Origin of the sequence: Paracidovorax cattleyae, from assembly GCF_900104515.1 — a bacterium.
GTDB lineage: Bacteria > Pseudomonadota > Gammaproteobacteria > Burkholderiales > Burkholderiaceae_C > Paracidovorax > Paracidovorax cattleyae.
In genome coordinates this window covers 47035-63250 of record NZ_FNJL01000018.1, presented here as the reverse complement: position 1 = coordinate 63250, position 16216 = coordinate 47035, and the positions used below count along the sequence as shown (strand labels likewise).

At 67.1% G+C, this 16216-nt stretch carries 15 protein-coding genes and 1 pseudogene; 1 reads left to right on the top strand and 15 read right to left on the bottom strand.

All coding sequences use genetic code 11. The annotated features are described in order from the left end of the window. Positions 1 to 15 precede the first annotated feature (15 nt). From bioB to BLR05_RS15525, 4 genes are all read right to left on the bottom strand, one after another. Complete coding sequence (gene bioB / locus BLR05_RS15540) at positions 16 to 1080, bottom strand: biotin synthase BioB (protein ID WP_092835777.1); 1065 nt, start codon at positions 1078 to 1080, stop codon at positions 16 to 18. A gap of 297 nt (positions 1081 to 1377) precedes the next feature. Then, complete coding sequence (locus tag BLR05_RS15535; protein WP_092835775.1) at positions 1378 to 2022, bottom strand: aspartate/glutamate racemase family protein; 645 nt, start codon at positions 2020 to 2022, stop codon at positions 1378 to 1380. Between the two features lie 8 nt (positions 2023 to 2030). Then, the gene (locus BLR05_RS15530) at positions 2031 to 2927 is read right to left on the bottom strand and encodes an amino acid ABC transporter substrate-binding protein (protein ID WP_092835773.1); all 897 of its coding nucleotides are present in this window, start codon (positions 2925 to 2927) and stop codon (positions 2031 to 2033) included. A gap of 39 nt (positions 2928 to 2966) precedes the next feature. Continuing rightward, positions 2967 to 4292: an aspartate aminotransferase family protein gene (locus tag BLR05_RS15525; protein WP_092835771.1), complete on the bottom strand. Its 1326-nt coding sequence runs from the start codon at positions 4290 to 4292 to the stop codon at positions 2967 to 2969. Between the two features lie 144 nt (positions 4293 to 4436). Here BLR05_RS15525 and BLR05_RS15520 point away from each other — a divergent pair, with 144 nt between their 5' ends. Beyond that, entirely contained in the window at positions 4437 to 5315 is an 879-nt protein-coding gene (locus tag BLR05_RS15520) for a MurR/RpiR family transcriptional regulator (protein WP_092835769.1), read from the top strand. A 79-nt stretch (positions 5316 to 5394) separates the two neighbouring features. On the opposite strand, the gene BLR05_RS15515 is transcribed toward BLR05_RS15520, so the two are convergent. The 11 genes and pseudogenes from BLR05_RS15515 to scpA all read right to left on the bottom strand — a co-directional run bounded on the left by BLR05_RS15515 (position 5395) and on the right by scpA (position 16144). Next, a complete protein-coding gene (locus BLR05_RS15515; RefSeq protein WP_092835767.1) occupies positions 5395 to 5865 on the bottom strand; it encodes a VOC family protein in 471 nt (156 codons plus the stop codon). A 47-nt stretch (positions 5866 to 5912) separates the two neighbouring features. Further along, positions 5913 to 6731, bottom strand: a complete 819-nt coding sequence (locus tag BLR05_RS15510; RefSeq protein WP_092835765.1) for a YdcF family protein — start codon at positions 6729 to 6731, stop codon at positions 5913 to 5915. Further along, on the bottom strand, positions 6728 to 8776 hold the full coding sequence (locus tag BLR05_RS15505; protein WP_092835763.1) for an acetyl-CoA carboxylase biotin carboxylase subunit: 2049 nt from the start codon (positions 8774 to 8776) through the stop codon (positions 6728 to 6730). Before BLR05_RS15505 ends, BLR05_RS15510 begins: the two co-directional genes overlap by 4 nt. A 55-nt stretch (positions 8777 to 8831) precedes the next feature. Further along, positions 8832 to 9371 (bottom strand): NYN domain-containing protein, encoded by a 540-nt coding sequence (locus tag BLR05_RS15500; protein WP_092835761.1) that lies wholly within the window; start codon positions 9369 to 9371, stop codon positions 8832 to 8834. Beyond that, a pseudogene (locus BLR05_RS15495) lies at positions 9368 to 9511 on the bottom strand (transposase); the annotation flags it as partial. The pseudogene BLR05_RS15495 and the gene BLR05_RS15500, both read right to left, overlap by 4 nt. A gap of 40 nt (positions 9512 to 9551) precedes the next feature. Then, the gene (locus BLR05_RS25980) at positions 9552 to 9980 is read right to left on the bottom strand and encodes a WapI family immunity protein (RefSeq protein ID WP_143015935.1); all 429 of its coding nucleotides are present in this window, start codon (positions 9978 to 9980) and stop codon (positions 9552 to 9554) included. Between the two features lie 294 nt (positions 9981 to 10274). Further along, the gene (locus BLR05_RS25975) at positions 10275 to 10673 is read right to left on the bottom strand and encodes a hypothetical protein (protein WP_143015934.1); all 399 of its coding nucleotides are present in this window, start codon (positions 10671 to 10673) and stop codon (positions 10275 to 10277) included. A gap of 144 nt (positions 10674 to 10817) precedes the next feature. Further along, on the bottom strand, positions 10818 to 12350 hold the full coding sequence (locus BLR05_RS15490) for an acyl-CoA carboxylase subunit beta (protein WP_092835756.1): 1533 nt from the start codon (positions 12348 to 12350) through the stop codon (positions 10818 to 10820). A gap of 76 nt (positions 12351 to 12426) precedes the next feature. Next, complete coding sequence (gene meaB / locus BLR05_RS15485; RefSeq protein WP_092835841.1) at positions 12427 to 13449, bottom strand: methylmalonyl Co-A mutase-associated GTPase MeaB; 1023 nt, start codon at positions 13447 to 13449, stop codon at positions 12427 to 12429. Further along, positions 13446 to 13874: a GNAT family N-acetyltransferase gene (locus tag BLR05_RS15480; protein ID WP_092835754.1), complete on the bottom strand. Its 429-nt coding sequence runs from the start codon at positions 13872 to 13874 to the stop codon at positions 13446 to 13448. The genes meaB and BLR05_RS15480 overlap by 4 nt, the downstream gene beginning before the upstream one ends. A 101-nt stretch (positions 13875 to 13975) precedes the next feature. Then, a complete protein-coding gene (gene scpA / locus BLR05_RS15475) occupies positions 13976 to 16144 on the bottom strand; it encodes a methylmalonyl-CoA mutase (RefSeq protein ID WP_092835751.1) in 2169 nt (722 codons plus the stop codon). Positions 16145 to 16216 lie beyond the last annotated feature (72 nt).

The window sequence follows — 16216 nt, the reverse complement described above, 5'->3', positions numbered from 1 at the left end:
CCACCCTGCCCGCCCTCAGGCGGCGTGGTGGTGCAGGTCGTGGGGCTCGGTGGAAGCCACCTGCCGGCCGCTCATCCCCAGTTTGGCGAGCAGTTGCACGTCGGCTTCGACATCGGGGTTGCCGGTCACCAGCAGCTTGTCGCCGTAGAAGATCGAGTTGGCGCCGGCCAGGAAGCACAGCGCCTGCACCGCATCGCCCATCTGCTGGCGGCCCGCCGAGAGGCGCACGCGCGCACGCGGCATGGTGATGCGCGCCACCGCGATCACCCGCACGAAATCGAGCGGATCGACCGGATCGCTGTCGGCCAGCGGCGTGCCGGGCACGCGCACCAGGCTGTTGATGGGCACGGATTCCGGGTACGGGTCCAGGTTGGCGAGCTGGGCGATCAGGCCCGCGCGGTGCACCGGGGCCTCCCCCATGCCGATGATGCCGCCGCAGCAGACGCTGATGCCGGCCTCTCGCACATGGCGCAGGGTGTCGAGCCGGTCCTGGTAGGCGCGGGTGCTCACCACGTCGGTGTAGTACTCGGGCGCGGTATCCAGGTTGTGGTTGTAGTAGTCCAGCCCCGCTCCCCTGAGCGCCCGGGCCTGGTGCGGCTCCAGCATGCCCAGGGTGGCGCAGGTCTGCATTCCCAGGCCCTTCACGGCGGCGATCAGCTCACCCACCTTCTCGATGTCGCGGTCCTTGGGTGCGCGCCAGGCCGCGCCCATGCAAAAACGCGTGGCCCCGGCGTCGCGGGCGGCGCGCGCTGCGGTGGTCACCTCGTCCACGCTCATGAGCTTCTGCGCCTTCACGCCCGTGTCGAACTCGGCGGACTGCGGGCAATAGCCGCAGTTCTCGGGGCAGCCGCCGGTCTTCACCGACAGCAGCGTGGCCAGTTCCACATCGCCCGCAGGCCAGTGATCGCGGTGCACGGACTGCGCGCGCCAGAGCAGATCCAGGAACGGCAGGTCCAGCAATTCCTGCACCGCCTGGACGCTCCACGTGCCGGCCGCGGGGGCTGGAGTGCGTGCGGGGCGGTGCAATTGCACGGGAACGGCAGGGGCTTCGGGACGGTTATCGGAGAGAGTGGCAGTCATGGCGGTGGTACGGACACAAGGTGCACGCTGGGCGTTTCGGCTGGATTCTGGAAGAGAACGGGGCCGCGTGCCAAGCCTTTTCCGCCAAAAACCCGGCGTCTTCGCAGGCGAAAGAACAGCCGGCATTTCCAACGGCGGTTAGGCACCGGATGCGCGAAGATGCCGGCGTTTTGCGTGAACTTCAGAACCCACATCCGCGTGCAGGCCCCATCGGCTACGATTTCGCCGGCATCTGCCGGCAATCGCCCGGCCACGGCGCCCCGCTGCCGCTGAAAATCGCCGCAGTTCGCGCCGCCTTCAGGCCTGCAGCAGGCTGCCGAGCCTGCGCACGGCGCTGTCCACCGTCGTCAGCACCGGCAGGCCGCTGGCCTGCGCGCAGGCATCGCGCGCGCGGGCCATGCTGAACTGGGCCAGGGCGATGCGGGTGCAACCACGCCCGGCCAGCGCACGGGCCTGGCGGGCGATGAGCGCGTCGTGGGCCGGGCCGTCTCCGGCATTCAGCGCATCGAGTGCACCTTCGGCCAGGGCCGTCTCAAGCACGGTGCCGGGCGGGAATTCCGCCGGCATGGAGCGCAGCGTGGGCGCGAAGGTGGCGATCAGCCCCAACGGCCCATTGCCCTGCACGGCTTCGTCGATCATCGCCTCATTGGGCCGCAGCACGGGCATGGGAGCATGCGTGCGCGCGACCGCGTCGATGCAGGGGCCGAAGGCCGAACAGGTGAACAGGATGCCCTCGGCGCCCGTGTCCACCGCATAGCGCGCCAGCCGTGCGAACCGGTCGTGCATGGCGCCGTCGAGCACCCCGCCCCCGGCCGCGAGGTCGGCCGAGAGGCTGTCGTCCAGCAGGTTCATGCGCACGGCCTGCGGCCAGTCGCGCTCGAAGGCGCCATTGATGGGGGCGACCGAATGGGCCAGGGCGTGGATCAGGGCGATGCGGGGCATGGGGAAACTCAGAGTCCTTTGTCGGAGGGGTGGGCGAAGGCATCCCGGGTCTCGGCATTGAGCGGATAGCCGATGTTCACGCCGCGCGGTGGAATGGGCGACATGAACCACTTCTGGTAGAGCCGCTCCATCTCGCCGGATTGCATCATGCCCGTCACCACGCGGTCCACCAGGGCCTTGAAGGCCGGATCGTCCTTGCGGAACATGAGCGACTGGTTCTCGGTGCGCAGCGGCTCGCCGGTGATGAGGAAATCCTTGGGATTGCGCGCCGTGGCGACCAGGCCGGCCAGCAGGATGTCGTCCAGCACGAAGGCCTGGGCGCGCCCGGTCTCGATCAACAGGAAGGAGTCGGCATGGTCCTTGCCGGCCATCTGCTGGATGTCGAGGTTGCGCCCCTTGTCGGCCTCGCGCAGCAACCGCAGCGAGGTGGTGCCGCTGGTGGCCACCACGGTCTTGCCCTGCAGGTCGGCGATGCTGCGGATGCCTGACTCTGCGCGCACCAGCATGCGCACGTTGTAGCGGAAGATGTCCGGCGAGAACGCCACGAGCTTCTGGCGTTCCACCAGGTTGGTGGTGGAGCCGCACTCGATATCGACGGTGCCGCCCGTCACCAGCGGAATGCGGTTCTGCGAGGTGACGAGCTGGTAGCGGATCTCCACTTTCGGCAGCTGGAGCTCGGCTTTGATCGCATCCACGATCTTCATGCAGATGTCGATGCTGTAGCCCACGGGCGTGCCCGTTCCGGCGTTGTACGAAAAACCGAAGGAGGACTCGCGGTGGCCCAGCGTGATGGTGCCGGTGTCCCTGATCTTGCGGAGGGTGGAGGTGGCCTCCTGTGCATGGGCCTGGGTGGCGAACGCGCATGCGGCGGCGAGCGCCAGGACGGCGCGGCGGGAGCAGGACATGGGAGAACTCCTTGCGGGAACGATGGAAACGGTGGGAAATCAGGTGGCGGTGGCGGCGTCCACCGCGTCGGCCAGGCGGCCCGCGATGTCCTGCAGTTCCGCGCGCGAGGCGATGAAGGGCGGCGCCAGGAGCACGTGGTCGCCCACGCGCCCGTCCACCGTGCCGCCCATGGGGTAGCACAGCAGCCCGCGGGCCATCGCCTCCTTCTTGGTGCGGGCGTGCACCTTGCGCGCCGGATCGAACGGCGTCTTGCCGTCCCGGTCCTGCACCAGCTCGACGCCCCAGAAGAAGCCGCGCCCGCGGATGTCGCCCACGTGGGCATGGCCGCCGAGCGCCTGCCGCAGCGCCTCCCCGAAGAACACGCCGTCGTCCCGCACCTTGGCGAGCAGGCCGTCGCGCTGGATCACGCGCTGCACGGCCAGCGCCGCCGCGCAGGCCACTGGATGGCCCAGGTACGTATGGCCGTGCTGGAAGTAACCGCTCCCGGCCGACATCGCCTCGACGATGCGCTTCTGCGCCAGCACCGCACCCACCGGCTGGTAGCCGCCGCCCAGGCCCTTGGCCACGGTGACGAGGTCGGGCACCACGCCCTCCTGCTCGCAGGCGTAGAGCGTGCCGGTGCGTCCCATGCCGCACATGACCTCGTCGAGGATCAGCAGCACGCCGTGGCGGTCGCAGACCGCACGCACCGCGCGCAGGTAGCCGGGCACGGGCGTGAGCACGCCGGCCGTTGCGCCGCCGACGGTCTCGGCCACGAAGGCGATCACGCGGTCCGCACCCTGCGCGAGGATGGCTGCCTCCAGCTCGTCCGCCAGGCGCTGGCCGTACTGCTCCGGCGTTTCCTGCGCGCCCTTTTCGCGGTAGGGGTAGCAGGCCGACACATGGGTGGCAGGTGCCAGCAGGGGCGCGAAAGGCTCCCGCCGCCAGGCATTGCCGCCCACGGCCAGCGCGCCCAGCGTGTTGCCGTGGTAGCTCTGGCGCCGCGCGATGAAATGCGTGCGCTGCGGCTGGCCGATCTCCACGAAATACTGGCGCGCCATCTTGAGCGCCGCCTCCACGGCCTCCGACCCGCCGCTGACCAGGTACACGTGCTCCATGCCGGCGGGCGCCCCGGCCACCATCACGTCCGCCAGCTCCTCGGCCACGGCCGTGGTGAAGAAGCTGGTATGGGCATAGGCGAGCCGGTCGATCTGCGCGTGCATGGCGGCGATCACGTCCGGATGCCCGTGGCCCAGCGAGGACACTGCCGCACCGCCCGAGGCGTCGAGGTAGCGGCGGCCTTCGGCGTCCACGATGGTCATGCCCTGGGCGGCAACGGCGACGGGTGGCGTGTGGTGGAGGTGCCGGTGGAATACGTGTGTCATCTTCAATTTTTATGGATCAAATGTTCCATGTATTGTGATTTGGAACATTCGTTTCGTCAAACATGATTTTCAGAACATCTGGAGTTGCTACCGTTTCGGTACAGTCGCCGCATCCGCACCGCCCGCGCCCCACTCCCCTCGTCCATGCCTCCCTCCATCCAGGAACACATCCGCCAGCGCTACCCCGAACTGAGCCCCGCGCTGCAGGACATCGCGCGCTATCTGCTCGACCATCCGGCCGAGGTGGTGACCTCGTCCATGCGCCATATCGGCGTACAGTCCGGCGCCACGCCGCCCACGCTGGTGCGCTTCGCGCAGCAGGTGGGATTCGACGGCTGGCCGGCCCTCAAGGCCGCCTTCGCGGCCGACCTGGGACTGGGAGGCGATGCCTACGGCGCGCGCGCGCAGCACCTCGTGGCCCGGGCCGGCGAATCCGGCGGGCTGACGGAGGAAATGTTCGGGGTGCAGCGGCGCAACCTGGAGGCCACCCAGGCCCAGAGCGGCGCGCGGCTGGACAAGGCCTGCGCGCTGATCGAGAAGGCGAAGGCCGTGCACGTGGCCGGCTTCCGGGCGAGCTACCCCATCGCCTTCGGCCTGGTGTACCAATACCGCCTGTTCCGCCCGGACGTGCACCTGCTCGACGGCCAGGGCGGCACGCTGGAAATGCAGCTGCGCGCCGTAGGCAGGGGCGACGTGCTGGTGGTGACGAGCTTCTCGCCCTATTCCCACGAGGCGCTGCAGGTGGCGGAGGCCGCGCGCGATGCGGGTGCGCGCATCGTGGCACTGACCGACAGCCTGGCCTCGCCCCTCTCGCTGCTGGCGCAGCAGACGCTGCTCTTCAGCATCCACAGCCCCTCGTTCTTCCCCTCGGTGGCCGCGGGCCTGGCGCTGGCCGAGGCGCTGGTGGAACTGCTGGCCAGCCGGGCCGGCGGCGCGGCGGCGCGGGCCATCGGCCACGCGGAGCAGCACCTGCACTCCAGCGGCGCCTACGTGCGGCCTCCACGCGGCCGGCCCGGCACCTGAACGGCCTCCGCATCCGCGGCGCACGTCCGCCGCACCTGCCGCCCGGCGCAGCGGCGCAGCGGCGCAGGCCGGGGCCGCGTCAGCCCAGCGCGGCGATCACGTCCGGAGGTGCCTGCACCAGTTCGACCAGCACGCCTTCGCCGGCGATGGGAAACTCCTCGTTGCCCCGGGGGTGCAGGAACGTGATGTCGTGGCCCGCGGCCCCCTTGCGGATGCCGCCCGGCGCGAAGCGCACGCCCCGCGCCGTGAGCCATTCCACGGCACGCGGCAGGTCGTCGATCCACAGGCCCACGTGGTTCAGCGGCGTCGCGTGCACGGCGGGCTTGCGGTCGATGTCGAGCGGCTGCATCAGGTCCACCTCCACGGCATGGGCGCCCTGTCCCATCGAGAGAATGTCCTCGTCCACGTTCTCGCGCTCGCTGCGGAACGTCCCGGTCTGCTGCAGGCCCAGCATGTCCATCCAGAGCGTCTTGAGCCGCTGCTTGTCGGTGCCGCCGATGGCGATCTGCTGGATGCCGAGAACCTTGAAGGGGCGCGTGTCGGAAGTCATGAGGAAACTCCTGGAAGAAAACCGGCCCTGGCGAGGCCGCGGTGGATTCAGATCTCGCTCAGCGCCCAGCTGCTGAGCATGGCGAAGTATTCACGCAGCCAGGCGTTGTAGCGCGTGTTGACCGGCGTCGGGGCACCGACCGGCACCACGCCGGCCAGCCCCTGGCGGCGCGCGATGCGCGTGGCGCGCATGAGATGGAAGTCGCTCGTGACGACGGCCGTGGGCGCCGCAGCGGCCACCCCGCGCGCCTGCAGCAGCGGTCGGCTGAGCGCGATGTTCAGTTCCGTGCTGGTGCTCTCGCGCTCCTGCACGATCCGTGCGGGTGCGATGCCGTGACGCTCATTCAGGTAGCGGGCCATGATCGCGGCTTCGCTCTCGGTCTCGCCCAGGTCGATGCCGCCGCACACGGCCACGAGCGCCTGCGGCTGCCGGCGCGCCAGCTCGGCGGCCGTGTCCAGCCGCGCAGCCAGCGTGGGCCGCGGCTGCCCGTCCAGCGTGCCGGCGCCCAGCACCACGATCGCCTGCACGGGCAGCACCTCGGCCGGCGGCACCCCGTAGTTGCGCAGCAGGGCCCAGAACCACAGCACCGACACCATCCAGAGGCCGAGCGCGCACCAGGCCAGGCGCCACGCCCAGGTGCGGCCCCGGTGCCCGCGGCGCCAGCGGGCCGCCTGCTCCCAGCGCAGCACCAGCGCCAGCAGCGCGGCACCGCAGACCGCCGGCAGCGCCACGCCCAGGTTGAACTGGCGCATCGCCATGAGCCACACGCCGTCGGCCAGCAGCACCAGCCCGGCCAGGGCCAGCGGCAGGCGCGCACCGGGCAGGCGCCATCCCGGCCCGGCGGCAGCGGACGTCGCCGTCTTCACTGGAACTCGAGGATGATGTCGTCCACCGCGAGCGATTCACCCTTGCCGGCCACCACCTTGCCGACCACGCCGTCCTGCGCGGCGAACAGGATGTTCTCCATCTTCATGGCCTCGATCACCGCCAGCTTCTCGCCGGCCTGCACCTTCTGGCCCTCCCGCACCGCGACGTCTACCAGCAGGCCGGGCATGGGCGAGAGCAGGAAGCGCGACAGGTCCGGCGGCGCCTTGTAGGGCATGAGCCGGTGCAGCCGAGCACCCGCCGGCGACAGCACCATGGCCTCGATCTGGGTGCCGTTGTGCGCGATGCGCAGCGCCAGCGGGTTCTTGCCTGCGCCCCGCTCCACCTGGGCGGTGAAGCCCACGCCGTTGCACTGGCCCTGCACGCGGATCTGGCCCAGCGTGGCAGCGCTGCCGATCTGATAGTCCTTGCCGCCCACGCGCACGCTGCTGCCGCCGGACGGATCCTGGAAGTCGGTCACCGACACCTCGTGGTGCACGTTCTCGCCCCCGGCCCCCAGCACCACCACCACGAATTGCTCGCCCACCTTCACCTGGTGCCCCGCCAGCTGGCCGCTGATGCCGCTGGCGCGCGCGCGGTAGCGGCGGTGCATGCAGGCGGCCAGCGCCACCAGGAAGAGCGGATCGTCGTGCGGCACGTCCTCGGCATGGAAGCCCTGGCCGTAGTGCTCCGCGATGAAGCCGGTGTTGAACTGCCCGGACACGAACTTGGGGTGCGCCAGCAGCGCCGCCTGGAACGGGATGTTGCTGCTGATGCCGCGGATCACGAAGCCGTTGAGCGCCGCGCGCATCTTGTGGATCGCGTCCTCCCGGTCCGTGCCGTGCACGATGAGCTTGGCGATCATCGAGTCGTAGAACATCGGGATCTCGCCGCCCTCATAGACGCCCGTGTCCACCCGCACGCCAAGCTTCTTCTCGGTGTCGGCCTGGAACATGCTCTCCAGCGGCGGCTGGAAGCGCACCAGCCGCCCGGTGGAGGGCAGGAAGTTGCGGAACGGGTCCTCGGCATTGATGCGGCACTCGATGGCCCAGCCGTCGCGCTTCACGTCTTCCTGCGCGAGAGGCAGCGCCTCGCCGGCCGCCACGCGGATCATCAGCTCCACCAGGTCCAGGCCCGTGATGCACTCCGTCACCGGATGCTCCACCTGCAGGCGGGTGTTCATCTCCAGGAAGTAGAAATCCTGGTCCTTACCGACCACGAACTCCACCGTGCCGGCGCTCTGGTACTTCACGGCCTTCGCCAGCGCCACGGCCTGCTCGCCCATGGCCTTGCGCGTCGCATCGCTGATGAAGGGCGACGGCGCCTCCTCGATCACTTTCTGGTGGCGCCGCTGGATCGAGCATTCGCGCTCGTTCAGGTAGATCACGTTGCCATGCGCGTCGCCCAGTACCTGGATCTCGATGTGGCGCGGCTGCTGCACGAACTTCTCGATGAAGATGCGGTCGTCGCCGAAGCTGTTGCGGGCCTCGTTCTGGCAGGCGGTGAAGCCTTCGAGCGCCTCCTTGTCGTTGCAGGCCACGCGCAGGCCCTTGCCGCCGCCGCCGGCCGAGGCCTTGATCATCACCGGGTAGCCGATGTCGCGCGCGATCTCCACGGCTGCTTCAGCCGATGCGATGGCGTCGTTCCAGCCCGGGATGGTGTTGACCTTCGCCTCGTTGGCGAGCTTCTTGGACGCGATCTTGTCGCCCATGGCCGCGATCGAATGCGCCTTCGGGCCGATGAAGGCGATGCCTTCGTCCTCGCAGCGCTGCGCGAAGGTCTCGTTCTCCGAAAGGAATCCATAGCCCGGGTGGATCGCCTGCGCGCCCGTCTGCTTCGCGGCCGCGATGATGCGGTCCGCCAGCAGGTAGGACTCGCGCGAGGGCGCCGCGCCGATGTGCACGGCCTCGTCGGCCAGCCTCACATGGCGGGCGTCCTTGTCGGCATCGGAATACACGGCCACCGTGGCGATGCCCATGCGGCGGGCGGTGGCGATGACGCGGCAGGCGATCTCGCCGCGGTTGGCAATGAGGATTTTGGTGAACATGGTGCGTCGGAAATGGGGTTGCGGGCGGACGTGGATGGAGCTGCCGGGCAGGCGATCAGGAGGTCCGGTCGATGGTCGGGCTCATGTCCTCCATCCAGAGGACGTTGTCCGAATACGACTGCAGGTCCGGAGACAGGCTGGCCGCGGAGCCGGACACCCAGACCTCCTTGTGCAGTTCGGATTTCACGTAGGAGATCGCGTCCTCGAAATCGCCGTCTCCCGCGGAAAGGATCAGCCGGTCGTAGACGTTCTGCGCAGCCAGCTTGATGATCAGCGTGGCGATGCCCACGTCCACCCCCTTCTGGACCCACCGGTCGGACGAGTGGCCGCATGCCGCGCAGCTCATGTGCATCCTCTTGAGCTTGTAGAGCTGCACCCGGAACTTCGGCCCATGGGGCGGCGCGGTCTTGATCCACGAGTGGAACGCGTTCTGCGCATCCGTGGCAGGGTCGCTCACGGAGTTCAGGTAGTAGCTCTCGCGGATCGGCCCGCCATTCAGCCGGGTGATCTCGTTCTTCAGCTTGAGGTAGTCGAAGGGCCTGCTCTTGCCGTAGTTGAAGAGGTAGGCACCATCGACGATCCAGACAGTATTCATAAAGGCTTAGGAAAGGTCTGCGCAACACGCAACAGCGTGTGCAACTGCGCTGTGTTCTCAGCCAGCCCTCGGTGGCGCACATTGGCATGCCCGAACTGGCGCTTGAGCAATCGGAACGGGTGTTCGAGCCGTGCCTGGATGCCAGGGCTTCCATCGACTGAATAATAAAATAAGACCAAATCATTTTCCTCGAAAATCGAGCAGATCATCCAAATCCCCAATCATTTGGGGGAGATAACTCTGATCAATTTCAAACTCACCTTGAAGCTTTGGACCGACGGGGAAATCATGAAGGCAGTATTTCACAGATATATGGCCGACCAAATCAATCAACTCCAAATTCAATGAAAAATGCGGCTCAATTCCGGAGAAGCAGACAGATCCAGCACTTGGATTGCCACTTACAAGAGATTCGTAAAAAATCGAGAGTTCATCTTTGAATTTTTTTATCTCGAAAGGCATGACACTCCAATCGGACACCCCATTAAACGCCTTCGTAGAGATGTTTATCTGGAGCACAATCCAGTCCAAATACGGCCCACCTTGTTCCTCGACATGGCGAGAAATAGGGTTAATAAAAATAATGGCGTCAGGATGTTCGATTTTCATATCTACTACCAGTATTTAAAATGTGAAATCGTCCAATCGGCCTCTCGCACCAAAACCTCAAGATTATACTTTTTCGGGATGTATATCATCTCTCTCCGCCCCTCAATCATGACCACTTGCCTGGTCAGTTTTATCATTTCAGGAAATGTATACATAAAATAGCCTTGAACCCCCTTGGGATCTGCTCTTCTTGCACCGAATCGAATAGCCCCTTCGAGGATATGAATAGGCACGAATCTTGTTGGCTCTGCCATATGTCGCGCCGCGGATTCAGTGAATTTCAACTGCCTTGCTTTAGCGCGCCAAGAGTCTGGCGCGTAATAACTTGGCAAATCTCTGCACCACCACTTCTCCGGCAAATTTAATAGCGGCCGGGCCATTCTTACGTGCGACCCATCCCCATCGGCCCAGCTTCAAAAGCAGGCCCCCAAGAATCAACACATCGAAAGGATCAATCGGCGATGCCTCCAAAGGAATTTCTTCGATGGCGACCTTTTCTCCCATTGCATTGTAAATATGCCAAACCCCACGCGAGCCCTCGTACGCATAGCCAATGCATCCCCCCATTTGCTCGTCAATGATACGTCGAGCCGTTGGCGGAACCGAGGGCGGCCTGATTTCAAACCCGTCCAAAACACCTGGAGGGACATTATTTCCTATAATTAATCCAGGCTCCAGAGCAACACTCTCCATTATCAAATTCCTTCATTTTTATATATGACTTGGAAAGCCGCCCCAGCAAACCGGCTCTAGCGAGACGTTACATCCCAGGCAGTACACGTGGCACGACGAGATGCGGCGACGACGCCAGGCGGGTCATGCCATTCACCTTGCAACCTAAAGTGGAATGTTCCCGTGCTTGCGCCACGGGTTCTCGATCTTCTTGTTCTGCAGCATGACCAGGCTGCGGCAGATGCGCTTTCGCGTCTCGTGCGGCAGGATCACGTCGTCGATGAAGCCCCGGCTGCCCGCCACGAAGGGGTTGGCGAAGCGGGCCTTGTACTCGGCCTCGCGCGCGGCCAGCTTGGCGGGGTCGTTCTTGTCCTCCCGGAAAATGATCTCCACGGCCCCCTTGGCGCCCATCACCGCGATCTCCGCATTGGGCCAGGCCAGGTTCACGTCGCCGCGCAGGTGCTTGGAGGCCATCACGTCGTAGGCGCCGCCGTAGGCCTTGCGCGTGATCACGGTGATCTTGGGCACGGTGGCCTCGGCATACGCGTACAGCAGCTTGGCGCCGTGCTTGATGATGCCGCCGTACTCCTGGCTGGTGCCGGGCATGAAGCCGGGCACGTCCACGCAGGTCACGATGGGGATGTTGAAGGCATCGCAGAAGCGCACGAAGCGCGCGGCCTTGATGCTGGACTTGATGTCCAGGCAGCCCGCCAGCACCAGCGGCTGGTTCGCCACGATGCCCACCACCTGCCCGTCCATGCGGCCGAAGCCCACGACGATGTTGCGCGCGTAGTCGGGCTGCAGCTCGAAGAAGTCGCCGTCGTCCACCGTCTTGGCGATCAGCTCCTTCATGTCGTAGGGCTTGTTGGGGTTTTCGGGCACCAGGGTGTCCAGGCTCAGGTCCTTGCGGTCGGCCGGATCGGTGCTCCTGCGCACCGGGGGCTTCTCGCGGTTGTTGAGCGGCAGGTAGTTGTACAGGCGCCGCAGCATCATCAGCGCCTCCACGTCGTTCTCGAAGGCCATGTCGGCCACGCCGCTGCGCGTGGTGTGCGTGACGGCGCCGCCCAGTTCCTCCGCGGTGACCTCCTCGTGCGTCACGGTCTTGACCACCTCGGGCCCGGTGACGAACATGTAGCTCGAATCCTTCACCATGAAGATGAAGTCCGTCATGGCGGGCGAATAGACGGCGCCGCCCGCGCAGGGGCCCATCACCATGCTGATCTGCGGGATCACGCCCGAGGCCATCACGTTCTTCTGGAACACGTCCGCATAGCCGCCCAGGGACGCCACGCCTTCCTGGATGCGCGCGCCGCCCGAGTCGTTCAGGCCGATCACCGGGGCACCGACCTTCATGGCCTGGTCCATGATCTTGCAGATCTTCTCGGCATGCGCCTCCGACAGCGCGCCGCCGAACACGGTGAAATCCTGGCTGAAGACGAACACCAGCCGGCCATTGATCATGCCGTAGCCCGTCACCACGCCGTCGCCGGGGATCTTCTGGTCCTGCATGCCGAAGTCCGTGCAGCGGTGCTCCACGAACATGTCCCATTCCTCGAAGGTGCCATCGTCCAGCAGCAGTTCGATGCGCTCGCGCGCGGTGAGCTTGCCCTTCTTGTGCTGCGCCTCGATGCGCTTCGCGCCGCCGCCCTGGCGGGCCTGCTCGCGTTTTTTCTCCAGCTGTTCCAGGATGTCTTGCATGGTCTTCCTTCCAACGATCCGTGAAGTTGTCTGTGCGGTGTCCGTGTGGCGCGCCCGCTGCCCGCGAAGGGGCCGGTCAGGGCGGCGCGAAGCCGCCTGCCTGCAGCAGGCTGCGGGCCGCCGTCGATGCCGCGATGCGCCCGGCGAGCACGTCCTCGCGCAGGCCCGGCAGCATCGCCTGCACCTGCGGCTGCGCGCGGAACGCCTGCTTCAATCCGGCATCGATGCGCTCCCACATCCAGGCCTGCGACTGCTGCCGGCGCCGCGCCGCGAGGTGCCCGTTGGCCGCCTGCACGCGCCGGTAGTCGTCCACCGCAGCCCAGAAGGCGTCCACGCCGCGGCCCTGCAGCGCGCTGATCTGCAGCACGCGCGGATGCCACAGCGCCGTGTCGTGCCGCGCATGCCCGGGGTGGCCGTGCTGGCTGAACAGCCGCAGGCTCGAGGTGATCTGCGCCTCGGCACGCGTCGCCGCGTGGGCGTCGATGTCCGCCTTGTTGATCACGACCAGGTCCGCGATCTCCATCACGCCCTTCTTGATGGCCTGCAGGTCGTCGCCGGCATTGGGCAGCTGCATCAGCACGAACATGTCCGTCATGCCCGCCACGGCGGTCTCGCTCTGGCCCACGCCCACCGTCTCCACGATCACGATGTCGTAGCCGGCCGCCTCGCAGACCAGCATGGCCTCGCGCGTCTTCTCCGCCACGCCGCCCAGCGTGCCGCTGGAAGGGCTGGGGCGGATATAGGCCTGCTCGTGTACCGACAGGCGCTCCATCCGTGTCTTGTCACCCAGGATGGAGCCGCCCGACACGCTGGAGGACGGGTCGATGGTCAGCACCGCCACGCGGTGGCCCTGCGCGATCAGGTACAGACCCAGCGCCTCGATGAAAGTGGACTTGCCCACGCCGGGCACGCCGCTCAGGCCCAGGCGGAAGGCCTTGCCGGTGTCCGGCAGCAGGGCCGTGAGCAGCCCGTCGCCCTGCGCGCGGTGGTCGGCGCGCGTGGATTCGAGCAGCGTGATGGCCTTGGCGATGGCGCGGCGCTGCACGGGGCCGGGCGCGCCGGTGATGCCGGCCAGGAGCGGATGGGGGGGCGCATTCATGGCTGCGTCCCCGGGGCCGGGCCGTCCCACGACGGGCTCCAGCGGTACTCCAGGTCGAAAGGCGCCTCGGCCACCTGCCGGAAGCCGTGGCGCAGGTAGAAGCGGTTGGCGTCGCTGCCCTTGAGCGCGCACAGCGTCACGTCGCAGCCGCGCTCCCGGGCCTGCGCCTGCACCCAGGCCATGGCCCAGCTGCCGGCGCCCGCGTTCTGCGCGCCCGGCCGCAGATAGAGATGGTGCAGCCGTAGCGTGCCGTCGGCCGCGCGCGGCAGCAGCGTGAGGTAGCCGATGCGCTCGCTGTTCCGCACGATGTGGCGCATGCCTTCGGGCACGAAGGCATCGCGCAGCCGCTCCCGCACGCGCACCGGATCGAAGCGGCCCAGCCCCTCCAGGCTCTCGCGCAACGCCTCGGCCCGCAGGTCGGCCATGGCGGCGAAGTCCCCTCGGGAGACGGCCTCCCAGCCCAGGCCGGAGGGTCCGGGCGGTGGGAAAAACGACGAGGCGACAGGCATCGCGGACGCACGCATCCTCAGGCGGCCACGGCCTTGCGGATCTGCTCCAGCACGTCCTTCGCGCTCGCCGGGATCGGCGTGCCCGGGCCGTAGATGCCCCTCACGCCCGATTCGTAGAGGAATTCGTAGTCCTGCTGCGGGATCACGCCGCCCACGAACACGATGATGTCGTCGGCGCCCTGGTCCCGCAGGGACTGGATGATGGCCGGCACCAGCGTCTTGTGGCCGGCCGCGAGCGTGGAGACGCCCACGGCGTGCACATCGTTCTCGATCGCCTGGCGCGCGCATTCCTCGGGCGTCTGGAAGAGCGGCCCCATGTCCACGTCGAACCCGAGATCGGCGAACGCCGTGGCCACCACCTTGGCGCCGCGGTCGTGGCCGTCCTGGCCCAGCTTGGCGATCATCACGCGCGGGCGGCGGCCCTCGCTTTCCGCGAAGGCGTCGATCTCGCCCTTGAGCTTTTCCCAACCCTCGGCCGAATCGTAGGCGGCGGCATAGACGCCGGTCACCTTCTGCGTGTCGGCGCGGTGGCGGCCGAATACCTTCTCCAGCGCATCGCTCACCTCGCCCACCGTGGCGCGCAGGCGGATCGCCTGGATGGACAGCTCCAGCAGGTTGCCGGTGCCGGACTCCGCGGCTGCGGTCAGGGCATCCAGCGCCTGCTGCACGGCGGCGCCATCGCGCGTGGCACGGATGCGCTCGAGCCGCCCGATCTGGCCTTCGCGCACCCTCATGTTGTCGATCTGCAGGATGTCCACCGGGTCTTCCTTGGCCAGGCGGTACTTGTTCACGCCCACGATCACGTCCTTGCCGGAATCGATGCGCGCCTGCTTCTCCGCGGCAGCCGCCTCGATCTTGAGCTTGGCCCAGCCCGAGTCCACCGCCGCGGTCATGCCGCCCATGGCCTCGACCTCCTCGATGATCTTCCAGGCGGCGTCCGCCATGTCCTGGGTGAGCTTTTCCATCATGTAGCTGCCGGCCCATGGATCGATCACGTTGGTGATGTGCGTCTCTTCCTGGATGATGAGCTGCGTGTTGCGCGCGATGCGGGCCGAGAACTCGGTGGGCAGCGCGATGGCCTCGTCGAAGCTGTTGGTGTGCAGGCTCTGCGTGCCGCCGAACACGGCCGCCATGGCCTCGATGGTGGTGCGCACCACGTTGTTGTACGGATCCTGCTCGGTGAGCGACCAGCCCGAGGTCTGGCAGTGCGTGCGCAGCATCAGGCTCTTGGGGTTCTTCGCGCCGGTGCTCTTCATGATGCGGCACCACAGCAGCCGCGCCGCGCGCATCTTGGCCACTTCCAGGTAGAAGTTCATGCCGATCGCCCAGAAGAACGAGAGCCGTCCGGCGAACTCGTCCACGTCCAGGCCCGAGGCGATCGCGGTCTTCACGTACTCCTTGCCGTCGGCCAGCGTGAAGGCCAGCTCCAGCGCCTGGTTGGCGCCCGCCTCCTGCATGTGGTAGCCGGAGATCGAAATGGAATTGAACTTCGGCATGTTCCGCGCCGTGTAGCCGATGATGTCGCCGATGATGCGCATCGAAGGCTGGGGCGGGTAGATGTAGGTGTTGCGGACCATGAACTCCTTGAGGATGTCGTTCTGGATGGTCCCGGAGAGCTGGTCCTGCCGCACGCCCTGCTCTTCGGCGGCGACCACGTAGCCGGCCAGCACGGGCAGCACGGCGCCGTTCATCGTCATGGAAACGCTCACCTTGTCGAGCGGGATGCCGTCGAAGAGGATCTTCATGTCCTCCACGCTGTCGATGGCCACGCCGGCCTTGCCCACGTCGCCGGTCACGCGCGGATGGTCGCTGTCGTAGCCGCGGTGCGTGGCGAGGTCGAACGCCACCGAAACGCCCTGCCCGCCCGCCGCCAGCGCCTTGCGGTAGAAGGCGTTCGACTCTTCCGCCGTGGAGAAGCCCGCGTACTGCCGGATCGTCCAGGGACGCACGGCGTACATGGTCGCCTGCGGGCCGCGCAGGTAAGGCTCGAAACCCGGCAAGGTATTGGCATGGGGAAGGCCTGCCACGTCCTCTGCCGTATAGAGCGGCTTCACGGTGATCCCGTCCGGCGTGACCCAGTTCAGCGCGGAGACATCGCCGCCCGGTGCGGACCTGGCCGCCGCCTTCGCCCAGGCGGCGAGATCGGCGGGCTGGAATTCGGGCGGGGGCGTCTGGCTGCTGCTCATGGATGGCTCGCGTCGGGGTTTTGCTTGTCGGTCGGAGGTTCCGCGCCGCCTTGTCTCCGGGCCGCACGGAAA